At 48.7% G+C, this 22544-nt stretch carries 14 protein-coding genes and 1 tRNA gene; 9 read left to right on the top strand and 6 right to left on the bottom strand.

The window, feature by feature from the left end; genetic code table 11:
- Positions 1-531: 531 nt before the first annotated feature.
- Entirely contained in the window at positions 532-2145 is a 1614-nt protein-coding gene (locus ACZM8Y_RS04625) for a Na/Pi cotransporter family protein (RefSeq protein ID WP_302552694.1), read from the bottom strand.
- 18 nt (positions 2146-2163) lie between these two features.
- On the opposite strand from ACZM8Y_RS04625, the gene ACZM8Y_RS04630 reads away from it, so the two are divergent.
- The 5 genes from ACZM8Y_RS04630 (at position 2164) to ACZM8Y_RS04650 (ending at position 9413) form a co-directional block, all read left to right on the top strand.
- The gene (locus ACZM8Y_RS04630) at positions 2164-2385 is read left to right on the top strand and encodes a hypothetical protein (RefSeq protein ID WP_489501608.1); all 222 of its coding nucleotides are present in this window, start codon (positions 2164-2166) and stop codon (positions 2383-2385) included.
- A gap of 19 nt (positions 2386-2404) precedes the next feature.
- Positions 2405-2494: transfer RNA gene (locus ACZM8Y_RS04635), tRNA-Ser, on the top strand.
- Positions 2495-2576: 82 nt separating this feature from the next.
- Positions 2577-4271, top strand: coding sequence for a DUF6538 domain-containing protein (locus ACZM8Y_RS04640; RefSeq protein ID WP_487479853.1), 1695 nt, complete (start codon positions 2577-2579; stop codon positions 4269-4271).
- Positions 4272-4779: 508 nt separating this feature from the next.
- Positions 4780-6609: an AAA family ATPase gene (locus ACZM8Y_RS04645; protein WP_482334663.1), complete on the top strand. Its 1830-nt coding sequence runs from the start codon at positions 4780-4782 to the stop codon at positions 6607-6609.
- A gap of 50 nt (positions 6610-6659) precedes the next feature.
- The gene (locus ACZM8Y_RS04650) at positions 6660-9413 is read left to right on the top strand and encodes a DUF927 domain-containing protein (protein ID WP_487479852.1); all 2754 of its coding nucleotides are present in this window, start codon (positions 6660-6662) and stop codon (positions 9411-9413) included.
- A gap of 189 nt (positions 9414-9602) precedes the next feature.
- Here ACZM8Y_RS04650 and ACZM8Y_RS04655 read toward each other — a convergent pair whose 3' ends face one another.
- Together ACZM8Y_RS04655 and ACZM8Y_RS04660 are read right to left on the bottom strand one after the other, a co-directional pair.
- Positions 9603-10367, bottom strand: a complete 765-nt coding sequence (locus tag ACZM8Y_RS04655) for a Fic family protein (RefSeq protein WP_489501610.1) — start codon at positions 10365-10367, stop codon at positions 9603-9605.
- Between the two features lie 382 nt (positions 10368-10749).
- On the bottom strand, positions 10750-11064 hold the full coding sequence (locus tag ACZM8Y_RS04660; protein WP_482333548.1) for a DUF4143 domain-containing protein: 315 nt from the start codon (positions 11062-11064) through the stop codon (positions 10750-10752).
- 410 nt (positions 11065-11474) lie between these two features.
- Here ACZM8Y_RS04660 and ACZM8Y_RS04665 point away from each other — a divergent pair, with 410 nt between their 5' ends.
- Genes ACZM8Y_RS04665 through ACZM8Y_RS04680 form a run of 4 tightly spaced genes read left to right on the top strand, consistent with a single transcriptional unit; the run spans position 11475 to position 21435 of the window.
- Entirely contained in the window at positions 11475-13067 is a 1593-nt protein-coding gene (locus ACZM8Y_RS04665; protein ID WP_482333546.1) for a hypothetical protein, read from the top strand.
- A 22-nt stretch (positions 13068-13089) separates the two neighbouring features.
- Positions 13090-15198 carry a hypothetical protein gene (locus ACZM8Y_RS04670; RefSeq protein WP_482333544.1) on the top strand — a complete coding sequence of 703 codons (2109 nt, stop codon included), beginning with the start codon at positions 13090-13092 and terminating at the stop codon, positions 15196-15198.
- On the top strand, positions 15195-16232 hold the full coding sequence (locus tag ACZM8Y_RS04675; protein ID WP_487479851.1) for a hypothetical protein: 1038 nt from the start codon (positions 15195-15197) through the stop codon (positions 16230-16232). The genes ACZM8Y_RS04670 and ACZM8Y_RS04675 overlap by 4 nt, the downstream gene beginning before the upstream one ends.
- Positions 16225-21435 carry a DEAD/DEAH box helicase gene (locus tag ACZM8Y_RS04680; RefSeq protein WP_482333540.1) on the top strand — a complete coding sequence of 1737 codons (5211 nt, stop codon included), beginning with the start codon at positions 16225-16227 and terminating at the stop codon, positions 21433-21435. Before ACZM8Y_RS04675 ends, ACZM8Y_RS04680 begins: the two co-directional genes overlap by 8 nt.
- A gap of 130 nt (positions 21436-21565) precedes the next feature.
- Here ACZM8Y_RS04680 and ACZM8Y_RS04685 read toward each other — a convergent pair whose 3' ends face one another.
- The 3 genes from ACZM8Y_RS04685 to ACZM8Y_RS04695 form a co-directional block, all read right to left on the bottom strand.
- Positions 21566-21994: a hypothetical protein gene (locus ACZM8Y_RS04685; RefSeq protein WP_482333539.1), complete on the bottom strand. Its 429-nt coding sequence runs from the start codon at positions 21992-21994 to the stop codon at positions 21566-21568.
- A 55-nt stretch (positions 21995-22049) separates the two neighbouring features.
- Positions 22050-22343 carry a hypothetical protein gene (locus tag ACZM8Y_RS04690; protein ID WP_487479849.1) on the bottom strand — a complete coding sequence of 98 codons (294 nt, stop codon included), beginning with the start codon at positions 22341-22343 and terminating at the stop codon, positions 22050-22052.
- A gap of 16 nt (positions 22344-22359) precedes the next feature.
- Positions 22360-22544: hypothetical protein (locus ACZM8Y_RS04695; RefSeq protein WP_489501613.1), on the bottom strand; the 185-nt coding region annotated here is incomplete at its 5' end.

Below are 22544 nucleotides of genomic sequence, written 5' to 3' on the forward strand. Positions count from 1 at the left end.
ATTAAAATAGTTTTTATAGTTTGAAAAAATAGTTAAATAATTTCAATATATTATATCTAATAACGACACGACCTAGGCTTGTTCACACAAACAGAGAATAAATATAATCTCTATAAATAATTATATTTATTTTTGAGCGATGCTGTATTTTTCTTCAAAGCTCTATTATGGTACTTGGTTGTTTTGTTTCATCAATATACTAAAAAATAGATGCTTTTTCTCCAATTTTTCCGCAGGCAGGCTCCATGATTGGGGGGATTGGTTATTTCTTTGGAATTTCAAGAAGTAAAGCACCAACCGTTTTCTATGGCACAGCCTTCTTCAACACTCTTCAATCATGGGAAAAATTCAGCATAACGTGAACACGCCCTAGTTTTGTGTCGTTAACTGTGTATAATTTATTGAAATTATTAACTATTTTTTAAATCATAAAATATTATTTTAATAATTTCAAATAATTGCATTCAGTGTAACGACACGCCCCAGACAGTTTGCCTCATGATCGGGAGAAGGCCCCCTCTTGTTTTTTCACTATGCCTTCGTTTCCGCACAGGTGGAAATGGTGGCCTTGGCGACATTGTTTGAATGATAGCCGATGTGCTCAATGATACCGAGGATATCCACATAGACAAGGCCGGTTTCGGAGTCGCATTCCTGCTTGTCCAGACGCTGGATGTGGCGGTTCCGAAGCTCGACTTCAAGGCCGCGCAGCTTCCCGGCGATGGGGGCGACTTCACGCGCCTTGTCGGGATCGTCGTTGATGAAGCCGTCCAGCGCGGTCACAATGGCGTGGTGGGCTTCGGCGTACATGCCGGAGAGTTCCGTCATGGCCTGCGGGGAGAAATCCTTCGGCCTGTTCTGGCGGTACGCATAGTACTCAAGGAGCTTCTTGCCGTAATCGCCGATGCGTTCGATGTTCCCGGAGCTGGCGACATACAGCGTCAGCACACGGGCCGCGTCGTCGGAAATCCCGGCCTGCATGATGTCCTCGGCATAGGCTTTGACGGCCTTATGCAGTTGGTCGATTTTGGTTTCGGTCTCTTCGATTTTGGGGATGAGGTCTTTCCTATTATTGAAGAAGACCTCCTGAACCGAATCAAGAAGATGGATAGCCAAAAAGCCCATGTAGGCGCATTCGTTCTTGACCGCTTCCACGGCGATGCCGGGGGTGGCCTCAATGAGCTTGGGATCGAGATACTGGGCTCCTTCGACGGTCTTGTGGGCCTTGTCGGGCAGGAGCCTGCGGATAAGCGCCGCGAACAGCTTGACGAAGGGCAGGAAAATGATGGTGTTGAAGACGTTGAACAACGTATGGGCGTTGGCGATTTGGTGGGCGATGCCCGTCGCCGTCATGGCGATCAGCTCTTGGTAGAGCGGGAGGATGGTGAGGAAAATGCATACGCCGATGACATTGAAGAGCACGTGGGCGGCGCAGGCTTGTTTGGCTGTCCTATCCGTGCCGATGGAGGCGAGGACTGCGGTTATGGTGGTTCCGATATTGTCGCCTAGGATGATGGGGATGGCCGCGTGGAGGGGCAGGAGGCCCTGCACCCCAAGGGCGATGGTCAGGCCGACCGTAGCGGCGCTGGACTGGACAAGGAGGGTGAGCAGCGTTCCGGCTAGAACCCCCATAAGCGGGTTGTAGCTGAACATGAGGAACAATTCCTTTTCATTACGGAGAAAACTCATGGAGGATTCCATGGTCTGCATGCCCACGAAGAGCAGGCCGAAACCCAACAGGCCGTTGCCGGCGTACTTCTGTACCTTGGAGCGTCCGAAGAAGGAGAGGAGCACGCCTATAATAATGAAGAGGTAGGCGTAGTCTTGGATCTTGATGGCGAGGATCTGGCCCGTAACCGTGGTTCCGATGTTGGCGCCCATGATGACGCCGATGGCCTGCGTCAGGGTCATGAGCCCCGCATCGACGAAACTGACCGTCATGACCGTGGTGGCGCTGCTGCTTTGGATGAGAATGGTGACGCAGGCACCCACCAACACGCCCATGATCGGCGTTTTGGTCAGTGTTCCGATAAGCTGTCGCAATCGGTCCCCGGCTATCAGCTGTAAGGCCTCACTGATCAGCTTGATGGCGAAGAGGAAGAGCCCAACGCCGCCAAGAAGCTGAATGATGCTTTGTACAGACATGAAGACGCTCCTTAGAGTTTGGTTCGACTCTTGCCCCATGAAAAGATGAACTGTCAAGGGAATTCCCGACGAATTCGGATACCCGGTACTTCAAAAAAGGAGAACGACATTTTTTTAGAGTATCATGATGATAAAATTTCCTTTATTTATCGCGTATTATTTGTTGATATCGTCCGCAGCGTGGGAAAAACGCCGATTTTTCCCAAAAAAAAGCTTGCCAGCCATCCTGAATTTCGCTAGTTACATCCCTGCACGACGCGGAGAGGTGTCCGAGCTGGTCGAAGGAGCACGATTGGAAATCGTGTGTACTCAAAAGGTACCGGGAGTTCGAATCTCCCCCTCTCCGCCAGAAATTTTGAACCCACTGGAAACAGTGGGTTTTTTCTTTTTGGCATGAGCTTTATTCCTGCGGATACAGTTCAGGGATACATTTGGAGCTCATCATGCCATTTGTCGGGGTATCTTCTCACTCCCGGTACCGTTCCTACCTGACGACCCATCGCGGTATTCTTTACTTTCGCATTCTTGTTCCCAACCATCTGCAATCACTGATTGGTCAACGCGAGATCAGACGTTCTCTGAATGGTCTGGACAGCCGTAGTGCCCGTACCAAGGCGTTGCGGCTCTCGCTTGCTGCCCAACATTTTTTTGCCTTGGCTGATGATCTTGCCCATGAACGGATACATTCCGTGCAGGAAGAAACTATTCAATCATTTGGTATCACAAGAGAAAACATCAAATCTGTGGGTACATTTCTTTTTGATTCCACACTGAAAAAAGACCTGTCTCCGGCTTCCCTGCTCCTCTTGCTCCCTTCTTTCCTGAGGGAGCAAAAGGGGACCCTTTCCGTCAAAATGTTTTCTGAAAAAGCTGTTCCTGTTCGCAAAGAATCCATACAGGACGAACCACCTGCCATTAAAGGCGAACACAATCTCCCTACCCGTTCAGCTGAAACAACACGCCGCAGGATCAAACTGGAAGGGAAAAAGGAACTCCCCAATCTCAGGGAGGCGCTGGACGCCTATGTAAAGGCCAAGATGCTCACATGGTCAGCCGCAAGCGCCAAGGACATTCCTCCTCAGGTGCGGCAGTTCGTGGAAATAGTGAGGGAACTGGAACATGGTCGGGATATTCATGTGGATGAGCTTTCCCGTGAGCACATCCGAAGCTACTTTGATACGCTGAAACACCTTCCCTGCCGCCTTTGCGGGCAGAGGCAGTTTGCGGGCAAGGGCTGGCTTCAGCTTGCCGATATGGGACGCTCCGGGCAGATCGAACGGCTTTTGAGCGTGAAGACGATGGAAGTCCGCCAGACGAACGTGCGGAGTTTCGTCAACTGGTGTGAGTTGGAGTATCGCGGAGCTGTACAGGCCAAGTACGTAAACTCAGGGTTCCCGAAGGTTCTTTCCGGCAAGGACATCAGACGAAAAGGAGTGAAGCGAGAGGCGTTCACACAAGATGAGCTGAAAGCCCTTTTCGGGGATATGGGAAAATACGTTCAGGCAACGGAAGGTGTGCCGTCACGCTTCTGGGTTCCGTTGATTGCGCTGTATTCCGGGATGCGGCTGGAAGAGATTTGCCAGCTTCATCTTTCCGATATCGTGAAGGTGGATGGAGTGCTGTGCTTCTCCATCAATGAGGAAAGCGGGGGCTCCGGGTATGTGAAGCACGTCAAGAGCTCTGCCGGCATCCGCAAGGTGCCCGTCCATCCCCATTTGTGGGATGAACTCGGACTGAAGAAGTTTGTTGCTTCCAGATGGGCGAAAACGCCGGAGGAAAACTACACGTCGACTCTGCTTTTTCCTGATTTACAGGAAAGAGTAAACGCCGTGAACCATGCCACTGTGAAGCTCGGTTCCGCTTTGACGCACTGGTTTACGCGCTATCGTCGTTCCGTGGGAGTGGGTGGACAACATGGTGAGCCGAGCACCAAGGCTTTCCATAGCTTCCGCCATACGGTGATCGAATATCTGCACAAAGAGGCCCGTGTGGACCTTTCCATGCTTCAGGCTGTGGTTGGGCATGAGATGGTGGATATGGGGGTAACGGAGAACTATGCTGGTGACTGGCCTGTGAAGGTGTTGTTGACCGATGTCATAGCCCGTTTGCACTGGGAATTAGATTAGAGATAATCAAGATAGATAATAGGATTGGTTTGGATGTTTGAAGAATATATCCATTTTGAATGGATACCCTGTTTTTATTCAGCGTAAAGAAGAGCAATATGTTGTAACCTATTTAAATAATATAAATTTATTTTTTTAGAAATGCGGTTGACATAAAAATCTATGAGTATAATATTCAAAACAGAAATTTTATCTGAGGAGGTGCTATATGCCACAGAGTAAGTAATTAAAATTAATTGACATTAAAGTTTGAATATATTCCAAAGCCTTTTTTAGGGCTGTTTTTGGACTTCAATAAGTATTGCACTATACTTATTGAAGTTTTTTTGTTTTCTAGCCCCCCTTTGTATTGAAGCAAAAAATCTAGCTTTTTTGATGGTGAAATAGAGTCGATGAAAGTCACTATTCTAAACGGGTCTTCCTTTTGGGAGGTATGGAAGGCATGTGCTTTATAGGCGTGAGCGTTTTTATGTGTAACTTCGAAATATTACATAATAGTAGGTGAAAAATGATTACAGTGAATAATGCTTTAACTCGAAAATTTGAACAAGCTTGGACTATAGATTTTGTCTATCGTCTCGCCGATCTGCACTGGCGGGAGTGGGGCTCCCGGCTCGGGATCGACATACGTTGCTTGGGGTTTTCGCCGTACAGGTCCCCTGGTAGCGAGTTGATTCGGCAATGGGCGTCCTCCAACGGAATTCCTGAGGCCGATGCTCCTCTCGAAATGGCACGGCGGCTAGGACTGAAACTCTATTTGAAGCAACGAGTCCTTTTTTCGGAGAAAGCCAACTACGTTCGTCTTGGCGCTGTCCCTTTTCCCCTAGAGGGTGATATTCTTCCTTTGGAGCCACTTGGTTTCCGGCTGGAGGCGTTCTTTCCGTACACGACCCCTGATGGAAAGAGCGTAAGCGGTGGAGTTGCCTATTTACGAGATGATGAGGGGAATACAATCCGGTTTCCCGTCACCCCGTGGGAAGACGAATTCCATAGGATTCTGTGGGATTGGCTCTCTTGGGGGACTCCACTCCCTCTGTTCAACGTGCACGCTCTTTTTGCCCATCGAAACGACACGGTCTTTATCCTGCCGACAGAGCAGGATGTGGACTGGCTCCTTAAGAATGCGGCTTGGCTGGCATCTCGGTTTCCGCTGACGACATGGCCCGGAGGGTTACAGGAGACTCTTCGGGATGCCGATTGGGGGTTGCTCGCCTCGCGCAAGGTTCTCATCGTCGTCCATCCTTCCCCCGATGGTGCACGGATCGCAGATACTCTTTGGGGACAACTTGAAAAAGCCGGAGTTCAGCAGGTGGGCTTTGTCCTGCCTGAAGCTCAGATCAAGGAGACAGGAGACTGGCGGAAGCAGATCGCTATGGGGCACGACATCGGTCGTGTAATTCTTAAGGATCGAGCTTCATCGCGGGATACGTTCCTCATATTTGCCGACCGGGAATTCGGTCTAAAACTCGATCCGGAAAAGGAACAGGCTTTGCCTTTGGAAAAGTTCCTTTCCCTCCCTGTCTCTGAACCGATTTGGCTGATTCCCGAACTCCTTCGGGTAGGGGATCGCGTGATGGTATACGGCGTCGCGAAAAGCGGAAAAACGACCTGGATTGTCCATGAGGCTCTGCACATGGCTGCGGAGGGGCATCGTGTCCTTTACGTTGACGGCGAGATGGGAATTGCTGATTTCCAGGCTCGCTTGGAAGCTGCCCTCATAGGCACTCAAATTCCTGCCGGATTCCGTGTCCTGTCTTCCCGCGCTTTGGGGCGAAGCTTACAGCTGGAGACACCGGAGGAGCAAATGTTCGTCCTCCGGGAAGTAAAAGACGCTGAAGTCGTCGTGCTCGACAATCTTCATGCCTTGTTCCCATCGTCGCTTCAGGCGGGACCGGAAAGCTGTGGGCTTCTTAATCAAATGGTTGATTCACTCCATCTTGCAGGGAAGACAGTGATTTTGGTTCATCACAGTTCACGGGGTGGAGCTTCGTTTGGGTCATCCGTGAAGGAACTCGGGCTTGAATTGAAGCTTAAGATCACGCGGAACGCGAATGAACTCACGATCATGCCTGAGGTTGCGCGTGGACTGAGCCCGGAGCAGCTAGTGCCTCGGTATTTCGTCATTCCAACTCCCGGCCTGTGTTTGGAGGAAGGGGGGGCCGTGAAGGCTCTTCCCGTCGCCCCTATGGGGGAAAAGGAAGAAGACGAACTTGATGGGGCAATCCGCCGCGAACTGGAGGCTAATCCTTCAGCCTCATGCCGTGCCATTGCCGAGAAAGTGGGGGCGAGCAAATCTGCTGTATTCGAGCGGATGAAGAAGATTAAGGCGTCGAAGTAATCTTTTGGAGGGGATCCGGCCCCTCCTCAACAGGATCAAAGGTAATAGTTATGGATAGGCAATATATTTTCTGGGGACATTCTGATCCTCCACATTGTGAATGGCATATCATTCCAAACACTCCAGAAGATCGAGCAACGGCTATTCAAGCTGGTGCGACGGCTTTTTCGACTGTAAGCTTCTCGGCTCCTCCTGAGAAGGGCAAGCCCGAACCGACCCGCTTCGGTGATCTGATCCTTGACTTTGATTCCAAGGATGATCCCAAGATAGCCATCATGGAATTGATCTATTTTGTAAAGTGGTTGAGCAGCGAATATGATGTAAATTCCCACTTTCTTCAATATTGGATATCCGGGGGAAAGGGATGTCACCTATTGATTCCGGCGAGGATGTTCGGAGGAGAAGAGGGCGATCCATTTCTTCCTTGGATTCATGAGAAGATGGTTCACGAAATCAATGAAGGAGGGCACATGCCCCTCTCTCGTTGCATCGATATGTCCATGTATCCAATGGGAAAAGGCAAACTCTTGCGGATCGAAAATATCCGCCGTCGGAATGGTCGGTACAAAGTTCCTGTCCTGTGGAATGAGCTCACCGAGATGCCAGTGGATGACTTGCTGGCTTTGACTGCTCGTCCACGGCAGGTGGAACTGGCTGATCCGCGTATCCCTGTCCTCCAGTCGAAGTACCTGACGGAACTGTTCCTCCGTTGTCAGGTCGCTGTACATGCGGGAAGTCGCTCTCGAACGCAGACTCGTGGGGTTGAGGCGGTTGAGAAAGAATGTGCCTTTATTAGGCATTGTCGGGATGATGCCGTAACGCTTTCGGAACCAGAGTGGTACGCAATGATCACGAATCTTGCCGTTCTTGGTCCAGTTGGGCGTGAACTCATACATAGCTATAGCCGTTCCTACTCTAGTTATTCCGTTGAAGAAACAAACAAAAAAATCCGTCATGCACTGGAGAGAAGTCCCATGACATGTACGACCATCAAGAATATTTGGGATTGCGGTAAAAACTGTGGTGTAAGTAGTCCGTATCTTTTGTACAGAACGACACAGGGGAGCAAATCCACAGCTGGTGTTTTTGCTCTTGAGGAGGATGGTCTTTATTTTCGTTCCGACCCCACCGATCTGTCCCAAAAGGGGCTTTGGCTCTCTTCTCCGATTGAAGTCGTTGCCCAGACGAGAGATCCCCTGAACGGTTCATGGGGACGTCTTGTAAGGTTCCATGATGCCAATGGCATCCTTCACCAACTCATCCTCAGTATGGCAGAGTTGGGGGGGAATGGAGACAGTGTGCGACAGATGCTGTTGGAACAGGGACTTCGAATTTCACCGGACAAGACGGCTCGGAGTCTTCTCATCCGTTTTCTGAACGATTCAGCTCCACAGATGTTCGCAAGGATGGTCAAAAAATTCGGATGGATCGGGGATGTGTATGTCCTCAGGAACATAGCCTATGGAGGAACAGAAGGAGAGCTTTTCATCCCAGAGGCCCCACAGCTATCGGATATTTTTGAGCCTTCTGGAACTCTCGAAGATTGGCAGAAAAACGTGGCGATTCCCTGTCTCGGCAATCCGCTGCTGGAATTGGCAATTGCTTTTGCCTTCACAGGACCGCTTCTCGAACCCTGTGGCCTTGAAGGTGGTGGCCTTCATTTTTTTGGACCTTCTTCCTGCGGCAAGACAACTGCCCTCAAGGTGGCAGGTTCTGTCTGCGGTGGTGGAGGTAAGCATGGTTATATCCGTCAATGGCGGGCTACCGACAATGCCCTTGAGGGTACTGCTGCAACACACTGTGACAACCTCCTCTGCCTTGATGAAATCGGGCAGGCTTCTTCGCGTGTCGTGAGCGAAGTGGCCTACATGTTGGCAAACGGCCAAGGGAAGGCCCGTGCCAACAAGGATGGAAACGCCAAGGCCATACGGGAATGGCGGTTGTCCTTCATGTCTACGGGGGAACTGACGCTTGCGGACAAGATCGCGGAAGACGGACGAGGGCAAGTCATGGCTGGACAGGCCGTCCGAGTACTGGACATCCCGGCGGACGGAGGAACTGGACAAGGTATTTTTACGTGTATTCCTAATGGATTGGATGGTGATATATTCAGTCAACAGCTGGTTAGAGCCACAGGACAATTTTATGGAACTCCACTCCGAGGATTCCTCGAACGCCTTGTCGATGGGCTCGAAGAACATGTCTCTGACGTCGAAAAAAAGATTGCCGACTTCGTTCGGAATATGTGCCCAGAAGGTGCTTCGGGACAGGTCAAACGTGCGTGTCAGCGATTCGGACTGATAGCTGCCGCAGGAGAAAAAGCCATCAGCTTTGGTGTCCTTCCGTGGCCTGAGGGAACGGCCTCGCGTGCGGCCCAATTCGGTCTTTCCGCATGGCTCAAGGAGCGCGGAGGAATCGGGGATATGGAGATCGAAAACGCTCTGGAGCGGATCAAGACCTTCTTCCAGAAATATGCGGAGACTCGTTTCCGTATGTTAGATTCCTGCGGACAGTTAGGGTATGCGCCCTCTAGTCCGGCTGGATATGTCTGGGAAGAGGATAATGGGGAACGTATTTTCCTCGTGGAGCCCAACGTATTCCGGGATGAACTTTGCCGTGGAGTAAACCGCCAGGTCCTGCTGGGAAAACTCAAGGAGCTTGGTTGGCTCGCTCGAAACAGATACGGCATGTTGATGGAGACGAAGTGGATCGGGGGACGAAATAAACGGGGTGTCTGCTTCGTTCCTCAGAGATGGGAGGAGGGCGAGATTCCTCATAGCTCGCATTATGTTACAAAACGTTGAGCGTAGATCGTATCCATAGTAATTTCTGGTGAGTAAAGAAGGGAGTCCTCCTCAAGGTGGAGGGCTCCTTTTTTATCATGCGTGCGGGGTTCTGTGCGTTTTGGAAACGTCAGGACTGTCCAGAGTGTCCGTCCAGTCGAGAGAAAAAGCTGTCCGCACAACGCACCGCACGCACAGCATAAAAATAGGTTACCTAGAGAAACTTTCGATCACTGTCCAAGTTTTTTCCCATGCCAGAGCGACCATCCCCTCAAATTTCTGTAGTGCGGGAGTGATGTCCAAAAGTTCCGAGCCTGAAACAAGTGTCCCACGTTCCCGCTGATGTTCGGCAAGGAGCGTGATGTATTCCTGCCTCCGTTCTTTAGGAATAATAATGGGGGGAAGCCCTGCCCGCAAGAGAGGGAGGTTTGAGATGAGACGAGCCAGCCGTCCATTGCCCTCCGCAAACGGATGGATGTGGACAAAGGGGATATGCAGTCGTGTATATACGGCTGGGGCATTTTCCCGCGTCACTTGCTGGTCGTTGAAGCAGTGTAACCAACGGGCCATAAGCGCAGGCACGTCTTCAGGAGAAGCATACTCCATCCAAACGGCTTTTCCCTCATGGTCTCGGCTGTACGTCCCGTTTGGAGCGTTCTTGAAAGCGCCAACGGGAGCATAGGCGTCAATAACGGTTTCGGTCTGTATGAAACGGTGCAGGGTGAACAGGTGCTCTTGGCTAAGCGGGGTATTGGCGATGACAAGGTGTTCCATCCATTTAAGCGCATCCGCATGGCCCTTGATTTCGCAATGCTCGCGGAATGTTCTTCCAGCGATGGTCAGCCCTTCCCGAAGGAAAAAGTCGGTGTCGCCAAGCGAGAACGTATTTCCTTCAAGTCCGGCGGACGCACATGTCCACTCAGCAATCAAGGCGTCTTGCAAGGCTGCCCGCCTGTATTCGGGAATGGCGTCCAAGCATTGGAAAAGGTCTGACATTACCGTCCATCCCTTTGTGCCCTTCAAGGCAGTCTGGTACTCGTGGAAAAATCCCTATTGCACTCTCTCGTAAGAGTAGCCGAGATGGTCTGCGAACTCAATCTACAAAAATGGCTGTGCGTGCGGTGCGTTGTGCGGACGCTCTTTTTGCCGGTGGACGAGAGCTTTTGGACAGTCTGGACGTGTCCAAAACGCACAGGATTTCGCACGCACGCCAAATCTGTATGCAACGAGAGAATTACGTATACAACATATTAACTTTTATGAATATTTTTTGAGCTTCTTTTTGTCTTCTTGTCTGTCCGTGGAAAATGATGGTTCAGCTCTCTATAAGAGAGCTGAACCAGATGGACACGGAATATCAGATTTGACTGGCTGGCAGACTCCATACGGTGTCAGATATGGGAAGAGCTTTCTGACACAGGCATATGACGCTTCCCTGCCCTACGGTCATGCCCATTCGATTCAGTGTGTCGAAATGCCGGATATCGTCTCTTCTTGGTGAGGCTGTTTTCTTGATCTCCAGCGGGTAGAGAGTGCCGTCTCTGACGAGGAGTCCGTCAAGTTCCTTCCCGTCCTTGTCACGATAAAAATACAGCGGAGCTTCCTGCCCTGCGTACCACCAATTCTTCAGTATCTGACCCATCACCCACGTCTCGAATAAGGCCCCAGACATGGCCCAGCTTTTGCTGTCTCCGGGGCGTTTATCCTATCAGGTAGCGCGTTAGTCCTGTATCCAGAAAACAGAGCTTCGGTGTCTTGCCAACCACTTGTCCACGTTGCTGCGCTAAGATTGAAGAAGCCATATCAACCTGATACTTCAAGGATGAAAAGCTAGCTCTTGACCGTATTGAGATGAACATCTGCACACGAGCCAGATCGGAAATGTGAAAAATTGTGTAGAGAAAAGGGGGGTTGCGGCTTTTATACAAAAAATCTATATTCCATTACGGAATAGATAATTCTCTCTCTTTTTATAATAGAGTGTTGCCTTATAGGCTCTACCTCCAATAAGTGAAACAGAACGGCTTTCTCTTTTTATGCAGGTGAACATATTAGTCTTGTAACAAATACAAAGGATACGAGATGCCTCTTTCTCATGTTCTCATGTGGACGGAAGAGCATGGTTATCGACGCGTGACACCTGACGAGGCTACCCTCTTATACCCTGAAAAGGTCTCGGCGCGTAGTGGTCTTTTTATCTGTGAAATATGCAAGGAAAGAGTAACATTTACGGCGGAAGGACGACAGGCTCGGCACTTTAGGCATGATTCTGCGGCACTGAATAAAGACTGTGAAGAGCGTTCAGTGCAGTACGACTCTGCCCGGTACGTCTGGTCATTTCAACGGGATTTACAAGTACTCCCACTTCGTTTGGTACAGACTGAGGGGCAATATCGGCTGGAGCTTGGTTTACTGGCGCTATCGATAGAGCAGCTAGAACAATACAGTGGGCAAATGCTCTATATTAAAGGACAGAGCATAACGAAAGTATTCTCGTATGATATTACGGAACGTTTTTTCCCTGACCAGTTAACGTGGCTTGGGGTGGGAGATGTTCCAGACTCCCGTTATAACCTTTCTATATCGGGTGGAAGGGCATTACCTCCGCTATGGCCTCATCAGGTAGAGGGAATAGAGAGTCCGACCTTGTTTGATGCTGAGACAGGAAAACGACTGCCACCTTCTCCCTATGTGGTGGTTGGTCGTGAATATATTTTGGCTATCAAGGACAATGATTTTAATACAGGAAATCCAGAAGATATACATGTAGTATATATTTTTCCTCAAGAGCATAGATGGAACGGGTGGAATTTGTACAGAGTGAAGGCCCGGCAATTCAACAGATCAGCGGCCTGTTTCTTCTTACAAGTCCGAGCAACTCTCACAAGACACCCACCGAGTATCTTTCCCTTGTGGCCTACTTTCGTGCGAACTCCGCATCTCATTTATCATAATGCTGATGACATATTCGTTTTTGTTGAAGGAGAAGGCTCAAATATTCATCTTTTTCCCGAAGGGAAAAAGTTCGATTGTGGTAATGAGCATGCACGAATTATTTGTTTTATGGCTGGAACACGGAAACAAATGCTTTCCGGAATCCACATGGAACAGCTTCTGGAGGTAGGCCCTTCCCATATACTGCGGTACGATTACTTCATCCGCAGAGAGTTGAATCAGACTGCCCCGCAGCCAGAAGTCTCAATTAAAGATCAGCGAGGCACGATACTTCAAGAAGATCGGATAAAAGGTATTCCTCCAAGAGGAAAAATCAGGATATTCGCTTCTTTTGATGGTGAAGTTTGGTTGGAACATGATGGTTTTCTAGTAAATCGAAAGAAATTGAAAGGTGGCGAGGAGTTGGAACTAGCAGTGAACACGGGGCAGACTCTGACCATATTTCAGGGGCTGGATCGGATTCGTAGTGTTGTGTTTGCTCGACCCAATCCTTCACGTCCCGGAGTGGAGCTGAATAAAGGCCTGTGGAACGATGTCCTGCTTTGCCGCCGTCTGCGGCGTCTAACAGGAGATGAGGTGCCGACAGTCCATGCGCTGACGGAGGCAGTTCGTTTTTTTCAGAGCTATCGGGCTACCGGAGCATGGTTGCGTATGCGGAAGGCAGAGGGCTCTATTTCAGCAAGGGCATTGTCCCTGCTCCTGAGCTTGATGAACAAATGATGGCATAGCCGGTGAGAAGACTATGTGTGAAGAAGATTCTTTCGTTTCAGTTTGTGTGGTGCGTGGTGGGGAGGTTATCACTCGTATTGCCGATGTTGAAGGGAATAAACTCGTTCCGCCAAAAGTAGACTATTCCAAGGAATTCAAAGGAGCCAATAAGGATAAACTCTATTACAATCCTCATAAGGAATCATGCTTGCCTGAAGGACACATGGGTATATGGAAATGGAGCGTAAGCCCAAGCCTCACAGATACGGATAAAGATTGGATAGCTAGTGAATACCAAAAGCTTTTGAGGCCGATTGAAGTTTTTTCTGGCTTTAGATACAGGGAAAAAGAGGAATTGGCGGCTCTCCTGCGAGGGGGAATAACTATACCACCATGTGATCACCCCATTTTGATTCTGTTCCGCAATGAATCCCGTGATCAAGCTGTTCTGTGTGAGCCTTTCCAGTTGGAGGTAACGGGAGACGGTGTACGTGTAAAAGACAATATTTTTAGAATGCATTGTTATGATATCGAGGCAATCGACCTCTTTTATACACAATCGACGCAGGGGCTTCCTCGTCGATGCCTATATCGTTTTTTAGAGCTTCCTCAGAATAGCAACTGTTTTTTTATACGCTCTCCTGAAAAAGCTATAAAAAAGATATTTCAGGATCGGATAAGTTGGAATTTTATCAAGACTCACAACCTGGGTACTCGTAATGAATACAAAATATTCCGTAGTATAATAGAAGCATTGCCAGAAAATGATCTTGTTGAAGAACTTTCAAACCAGTATCAATGTTCTAAAGATGTAGCTGACAGCTACTGGAAGATTTTTAAAGAGCATATTGATAAATATGTGCGAGGTGAAGATATTGAGACGGAGGCGTTGCGCAGCCTTCTGGAGAGAGATAAATCTCTCAGCGACCGTTTGTACGAAGAGTGGCTACAGGCTCATCAGCAGGAACTGAATGAAGAAAAGAATAAACTTGAGCAAGCTCGAGCTGAATTCGAAGTACAACGGGATACATTGGAAAAGGAACAGGAAAAGCTGGAAGCTGATTTCACAGAATTTCAGAGGAATCAGAAAGTTGAACAGGCTAGAATACAGAACGAGACGAAGAAGGCTGAAGCCCGTCTCATCAATATTCGCGAAGAAGCGAAGCATTACGAAACGCTGGGTCAGGAAAGTCTCCAGCTGGTACGGGAGAAACTCAGTCTCGCTCGGGAAGAAACCGCAAAGTTTCTTGCAGACTTAGCATTGTTTGGCACACATGATCATGTAGCAGCCTCTGTTTCTTCCAGCATAGAGGAGCGCCCCATTCCTATGGCCCGTTTCCTGCCTGGACGCTTACCGGTAGAATGGGAGACAGTTACCAGTGCGGAAGAAGAACTGGAAGAATTGGAAGAAAATTTGAGGCAGTCTGGGGTAAACAAAGAGCATCTTTCTGCATTAGCGGTATACTTGTACGGAGTCTTTCAAAGCAAGATACCGCTTCTATTAGCGGGGCCACAGGGAATTTCCATAGCAAATGCAATATCCTGCACTATGACTGGGCGTTATGCCGCCGTGCTGGAGTGCTGTGGAGAATGGGATTCCACCATGCTGGATGAGGTTATAGGTAGTGATGATGTGGTCATTATTGTAAAACATCCATTTCAGAACCGCTGGATTGATCATCTTCTTCCTGAACTGGCTGTCACGGAAAAAATGTGGATTTTTGTCCATCCCTATGCAGATGACCTCCCTCTTGAGCCTTCCGGAATGTATCAATACCTTCTGCCTCTGGTATTAGATATTTTTATAGATCATAAAGCTGCTCCTGAAGCCATACTCTGTAGTCGGAGGGGAGGGGAATATAAAGAGATTTCCTCTGCTACAGAAATAAGAAGAATGACAAATCCGCTCAGAAAATTAACTCGGAATCTTTATCTTGAAATGCAGGTTAACCGACTTATGGGCTTTGTCTGTGCTCTCTCGAAAAAAGGTAATGAGGCTTTTCTTCGTTGTGGCTGCCTGCTTTTCTCGCTGGCTATCGCGCTGGGCCGGAAAGATACCTTTCTGGAAATAATCCAAAATGAAGAGAACCTCGAGCAGATAGATAGAACATTTCTTGAGGAAAGTATCGGAGATATCCGATGAACTTCAATTCTGTATTTGAACGTATGGCAGAAGAGTTGGCTATCAAAAGGGGAATAACGGAAGATGATTTGTCTTGGAAATGTCGTATTGCCTATAGTGTTACCGCTAAACGAGGATTAGACGCACTTTGGGAGCAGGATGTAGGAGAGCAACATGGTACGGTATCCTTAAATCATCTCATGGGGACCATGCAACAGGTACTCAGGACGTTTTATGTACTCTGCCCAGATATCGAGGTATCCATACAAAATTTTATTCAACATCCTATACTTCTTGGTAAAAAACCAGAAGCATTACTCGGAAAACTTCTTCAGGAAGGCGGTTGTTTCTACCATGTTTCATATCGGGCCGCCCCTTCCCCCTTTGTGAAGGCACAGCTGGCTGGAATAACATTCCTTCGTGGGGTACCATTAGGAGCTGCACGGTGTATGAGCGGGGCAGGTATGTATATGGAAATGCCTGCCGATGGTTCTCCCGAAGAGGTTGCGTCTCTGTTTGGCCTACGGAAGATAGTATCTGGAGCAGACTTGGATAGACTAGAAAATTCTCTTCCAGAAGAGTCTAGGGCGAGCATGGACGACTGGGAGTTTTTGGAGCTGTCGAGAATAAACGGAAAATATTGGAAATCTCGTCCTGATAAGGGCGTGTCTTCTCTTGCACGAAGAAAGCATGACGTAGAAAAAGTATATACGCTGTATCGGTATGACGGTAGTAAATTTCTTTGTCGCACTCTTCCGGAGTTCTGGCATTCTGGGACACAGTATCTTGCACTGGCAATTGCTCTGCTCGCCCAGAGGGGGACATTACCTCCCATCACATACAGCGTAAAAAATAGTGACTCTGTAGTATCCTTGAAAATTGGATACCTGCTCCCGCCCGCAGAAGAAACTTTTTTCCGTTTATACAGTTGGCCTGATACGGTTCAAGATAACAATCCGTATTTTTTCCGTATCATGGCCCGTCCTGTATTCAGGGCTTTTCAGATTCTCATGACCTATCTGGGGTATACATTCTTGGAGGAGTCTCATGGCTGAAAGTATTCTTACTACACATGAATCGCTCAGGATCGCGCTAAAAGAATATATTACGGCTCAGTATCTGCGAAGGATACCTGTCTTGCTGGAGGCTCTGGAGGGACGACTTGATCAAGAAGGTGTCCTATTCCAAGAACCTTATATAGAGTCTTCCCCGGCCTACGAAAGTGTATTGGATGGCTTGTCCCATGCTTCGCTCCCCGGCTGGATGAAGATTTTTTTTTCTCAATTGTCCGAAGCCGGGCTTGGTGTCTATGCCAAGCCTTTTCGGCATCAAGTCACTGCGCTGGAACAGGCTGTGGCAGGGAAAGACTTGTTTGTGTCTACAGGCACAGGGTCTGGTAAAACGGAATGCTTCATGTGGCCGCTTATGGCCAAGCTGGTTCAGGAAGCGCACGATTCTCCGCGGACATGGGAAAAACGCGGAGTACGTTGCATCATCATGTATCCTATGAATGCCCTTGTATCCGACCAGATAAGCCGCCTGCGGCGGCTTCTTGGAGATGAGGCAGGCCGTTTCGTGGACTTGTTCCGGGAATGTGCTGATGATAATGCCCGTCGTCCCCAATTCGGCATGTACACAGGCCGTACCCCCTACCCCGGGGCGGAAGCACGTCTGAGAGAAGATCGGGAGTTGGCCAAAACACTGGCGCGTGTTATTGGAAAGGATGGCTCATCTCCGTACCTTGAAGGTCTGAAGAAGCAGGGAAGAATACCCGCTAAGAAAGACCTGTCCACCTTTGTAGCCCACCTTAGGGACGGTCGCCATGTGACAGATCCTGAGGATGCGGAACTTATCACTCGTTTCGAGATGCAGACAACAAGTCCGGATATTCTCATCACCAACTATTCCATGCTGGAATACCTTCTGTTTCGTCCCCGGGAAAGAAATATTTGGGACGATACGCGCAAATGGCTGGATGCTTCCCCTAATAATCGTCTGCTTTTTGTCATTGATGAAGCCCACATGTATAAAGGTGCATCGGGCGGAGAAGTCGCTTTGTTGCTGAGGCGTCTTTTTTATAAGCTGGGGATACCGCGTAAACGGGTACAATTCATCCTGACCACGGCGAGTATGCCTGATTCTTGTGAGGAAGATCGTCTGGCTGTACGGGAATTTGCAGGTCGTCTTTCCGCCTCTGATGGAGAGAGCTTCTGTTACCTTACTGGCGAAAAAAGGGAACTGCCTCCAGCTGTTATGGATATCCCGATTGAGCATATCGCTCGGTTTCAGGTTTCAGAGCTGACGGCAGGGGAGAGATTGATAGAAACACTGAATACCTTCTGGCAGGACTTCAGGACAGAGCCTTCTTTCACTTCACTTGATTCGGCAAAAGCATGGCTCTTTGACCATTTGGCAGAGTACCGACCGTTCCGTGAACTCATGAAATTGTGCCGAGGGACAGCCATTTCTTTTCATGAACTGGCTTCCGGCCTTTTTCCCGACAGCGTTCCAGAGAAATCTTTGCCGTACGTAGGCGTGCTTTTGGCTATAGTTGCGTTGGCTCAAAAAGAGGGGAATGTCCTTTTCCCTGTCCGCGCGCACATGCTCTTTCGAGGCATACAGGGGCTGTATGCCTGCTCCAATCCAGAGTGTTCCCATTCCCACGAGAAAGACGGACTCGTTTTGGGAGAAGTCTTTCTTACTGGCGGTCATGCCTCCTGCCCGCATTGCGGCAGCATGGTTTATGAGTTGTACAATGACCGCCGCTGCGGAGCCTTATTTTTTCGAGGGTATATCCTTGAAGAACAATTCCAACGCCGTGGGCGTACCTATTTGTGGCGTCTTCCCGGAAAATGGATGGATAAGGGCCTAAAAGAAATACATCTTTACATCCCTCCCAAGGGCTATATTCCACCAAAGGCAACAGGAAACCACAAAACAACGCCTTGCTACTTGGATGTTCGCAATGGTTTTCTTCATATTGGTAGTGATGACTCTCAAAAAGATCGACCGGGCATGAGAAAAATATACTATTGCTCGGACTTTGAGGACAAAGGGCGTCCTGATTTGAAGACGTTTCAATGTTGTCCACATTGTGAACGCAGATTAGGTGCAAGGCAACTGTCAGGATTCAGTACTCGTGGCAATTTTTCTTTTTTCAGTCTTATTCAAGCTCAGTTTGAAGCTCAGCCTCCCGTACCGGATAAGGTAGGAAATCTGGAGCTTCCCAACGAAGGCCGTAAGGTTCTCCTCTTTTCCGACAGTAGACAGGGGGCAGCAAAGTTGGCCCGTGATATGTCGGACGCTTCTGACAGCATGGCGGCACGCCAACTCTTTGCATTGGCTATGCAACGAATGGCGCAAGAGCAGGAACCGCATACATTGAGTGAAATATATGGATATTTTGCCTTAGAGGCGGCGCAGCATAACGTACGCATGTTTAGCGGAACGGATCGCTTGATCTTTTGGAGAGCGTGCGAAAAAGCGGCTCGTCTGGCCAAGAAGAGACGAGAGATTGATCTGGAAATCGAATCTGCGCCGCCGCAGATGCAAGTTCAATTCCTCAGGCAATTTTGCGGAGGATACAATACGATTACTGATATGGCGATGGCATGGATCGAGCCGGAACAGCGTAGCTTTGAGTACGCTCTGGGTGATTTGGAAGATTCTGGAATCACAGTGTCTCCACAGCTCTTTCGTGAGCTGTTCAATGCTTGGATGCTGGATGTCTGCCGTGACAGTATGGCCTTGGGACATCGGATAGGGAACGAAGTTCGGGAAGAATTGCTCCTTCCCTTCCAAGGTTGTGGTCTCCCGGAAAACTGGAAATTTTCTCGGACGATACAGGGCATCATGGGTTGGAAAAGAAATGATCCGGTTATGAAGAAATGGCGGAATGTGCTTGAGGAGTATTTTCTCGACTGTGGAGTGATGGACCAAAATCGAAAGTACATCAATCTCAGGCACGTCCGTATTGGCTTTGATCTGGAGCATACCTGGTTTCGTTGCATCCGCTGTTCCGAATTGACGGCCTTTCCTTTTCGGGAGAAGTGCCCCAACTGTGGCAGCCCTTCTCTCCATCCGCTTGAGGCGAAAGAGCTTGAGGCCATGGAGCTCTGGAGACGCCAGATGAAAGCTGCACTTGAGGGAAAGTCCATTCGCATCATTGATACGGAAGAGCACACGGCCCAACTCTCATACAAGGATCAGCGTGACGCCATGTGGTCACGTACAGAAGAATATGAATTGCGCTTTCAGGATATTCTTGAAGAGGGGGACGCCCCAGTGGATATCCTGAGCAGCACGACCACCATGGAAGTCGGTATCGACATCGGTTCTCTCGTAGCTGTGGGGTTGCGCAATATTCCACCCTTGAGAGAAAATTATCAGCAGCGAGCCGGACGCGCTGGGCGTCGTGGGGCCGCGTTGTCTACCATTGTTACCTTCTGCGAAAACGGCCCCCATGACACACTGTACTTTCACGATCCTTCTCCCATGTTTCGAGGTGATCCCCGCCGTCCGTGGCTGGACACACTGAGTCCACGGTTACTGCATCGACATTTGGCCATGGTCTCTCTGCAATGCTATTTTGAACAAAATGGGCTAGGAGGTCTGGATGAGTTCCCTGTAGTGGAGTTTATGGATTCCCACATGGAAACCTTCTTGGAATTTTTGGACATCTGGCCTGTAGTACGGGGTGGTATCCTGCTAGATCAGACAGCTGAGATAGCAAAGGAAGAATTCTACCAGAACCTGCACAAAGCTCTGACTCTACTTCGTGAAAAATGCCAAAAGCATCCCGAGTTCTATGTCTCGGAAGGATGGAACGCGAAACCCATGAGCATGCTCGATGCTCTTTATGAAGAAGGTGTCATTCCCACGTACTCCTTCCCCAAAAATGTCGTGAGTGTGAACATCATGGATGAAAAGGCAAAGCCTTGCTATCAGGTCTCCCGTGGGCTGGATATTGCCATTAGCGAATATGCCCCGGGGCGAGCCATCGTGGTTGACAAAAATACTTATCAAATTGGTGGATTGTATAGTTTTCACAGTGAACGAAGTATAAGCGGGGACAAAAAAAATTGGCGCAGTCCAGCCCGCCCGTTCTTTGAAGATCATACATATCTGAAACCCATTGTCCGCTGCCCAAGTTGCAACTGGTTTGGTTTGGCATCCGACGATGAAAAGCGTTGTCCTTTCTGCGGCGAAAAGCAGTTGGAAGAAGGTCGTCCCATGCTCCGGCCATGGGGATTTGCTCCCGTAAATGCAAAGAATATTTCTGTATTTCAACTTGATGAGACATTTTCATGGGCAGGACAGCCGTTGTATTCAACATTACCTGCTGACAACATGGAACAGGTAGACGGGTGTACTTGTCTCCGCATGTCCGTCCGCCCAGGCCAACGCATCATCATGATGAATAACGGCAGGGATAAGGGATTTGTGGTCTGTCGAGATTGCGGAGCTGCTGTTCCTGCGATTCACTTGGATTCTTTGAAGAAGATGACACGTCCTTATCTATTGCCGTTTTCTTCAAAACCGTGTCCGCATACTGACACCATGGAGGTAAATATTGGCTATGATTTTATTACAGACATGCTTGTCCTGGAGTGTGCACTGGATAGCCAAAAACTGGATACCTGTCGAAAGAGTCCATGGCTGGAACGGGCCGCACAGTCACTATCCGAAGCTCTACGGCTCCAGGTCAGCCAGAAGTTGGATATAGAATTTACGGAACTTGTCAGCGGGTATCGTATTCGGGAGAATGGGAAGGGCGTTTTCGTCGATTTGTATCTGTATGACAATCTCTCCAGTGGTGCTGGTTATGCTGTAGGTTTGGCACCTCGCATGGGGGAGATACTCAAGGATACAGAGGCATTCTTGCTGGCGTGTTCCTGCGATGATGCCTGCCAGCATTGTCTACAACACTACCGTAATCGACACGTTCACGGAGTACTAGATCGTTTTGCCGCCCTTGATCTCCTACGCTGGGGAATGACGGGAAAACGGGCAGAACCTCTCGGGAACGATATCTATGAGAAACTGCTCAGGCCGTTTTTACCCGTACTGGAGGAAGAACATCTCCGACTCGAAAAGAAGGGAGAGCAATACTTTTTGAACTCCTGCGACAGACTAAAAAGGCTGGAGATCTATCCGGCCATGTGGTCAAGGCCTAGTGGGGAGAATCTTATCAGTATAAGCGATGCAGAGATGAAACACGCTCGTCCACGGGCCTTGAACGAAATGTTGGCTTTTTGAGACAGGCATACGCGAAATGGGTTGTGCTGCCAATATGGTGCATTGGGCAGATAGTTGAGAAAATAGGGTATCCGATGGTATTCGGATACCCTGTTGTCGGACTAGCGTGGTTTGGTAAGGAGTTCTTTGATCAGGCTATCAGCCTCGTATCCCTTGAGGTCTTGTAACTGTTTGCCCAAACGGGAAGCAGCAAGCTCTTCGGGATTTTTCCTTTGTTCCTGAGCCTTGTTGCGAATGAGGGAGAGCTGGTTACGGCTGGCAGGCTTGCCTCCTCCTCCCCGGAATCTATTCTTATCGTCCTGAGAGGCATTTTGAGAGATGTTTTGATGATTTTGGATATAGGTTCAGCTTTTTGTTTAACAACGTTTATAACCCTGTTTTTAGCGATTTCAAGAGTATCCTCGTTTTCAAAAGGAGAACGAGGAGATGCGGAACAAACATCACTTACGATTCTTCCATCTGGCATGACTATACTTGCAGACACAATTGCAATCCTTCCATTCTTATCGGTGGGAAGCTGAAGTACATGAACAGAAATTGAATTCAAAACATCAAACATAGAAATTTTCTCCTGTAAAAATGGTTTTGAAAAGCACTCCATCGCCTAGTCCAAGTCAAAATGTTCTGAATGGTGTTGAATTGGGCATATAATGGAAAGTGTTTTCTTTTTTTATATCAGGAGCGCCATGTTTCATTTTTCCTCGTAGCCATTGAAGAAAAGAATCTCTTTCATATCCGATTTTTTTGCCAATCTTAACTTTCACAGCAGGACCAGTTCCAAGAGCATCAGCATTCGACATGCTTTTCGCGGAAAAAATTCTTCCAATCTTCTCTGAAGCAAATTCTCTTGTAAAAACTGGGGGCAGTTCCTTACGCAATTGCTCAAAGAATACTTCATCTCCAAACATGATTTTTCTCCTTTTGTTATGGCCTAGGAAGCCTTGAATACCCATATCGCCATGCATGTTTCTCAAGGCCATCTTTGCTGAAGGTTTTAGCAAGATAGCTTCCAGAGCGAAATGCTACATCTCTTTTCATAGAGAAATCTTCTTTATTTCTGTCAATGACGATTCCATTGTCGTATTCAGGTTCTCTTTTTTCACTTAAAC

This window comes from Bilophila sp. (assembly GCF_057864385.1).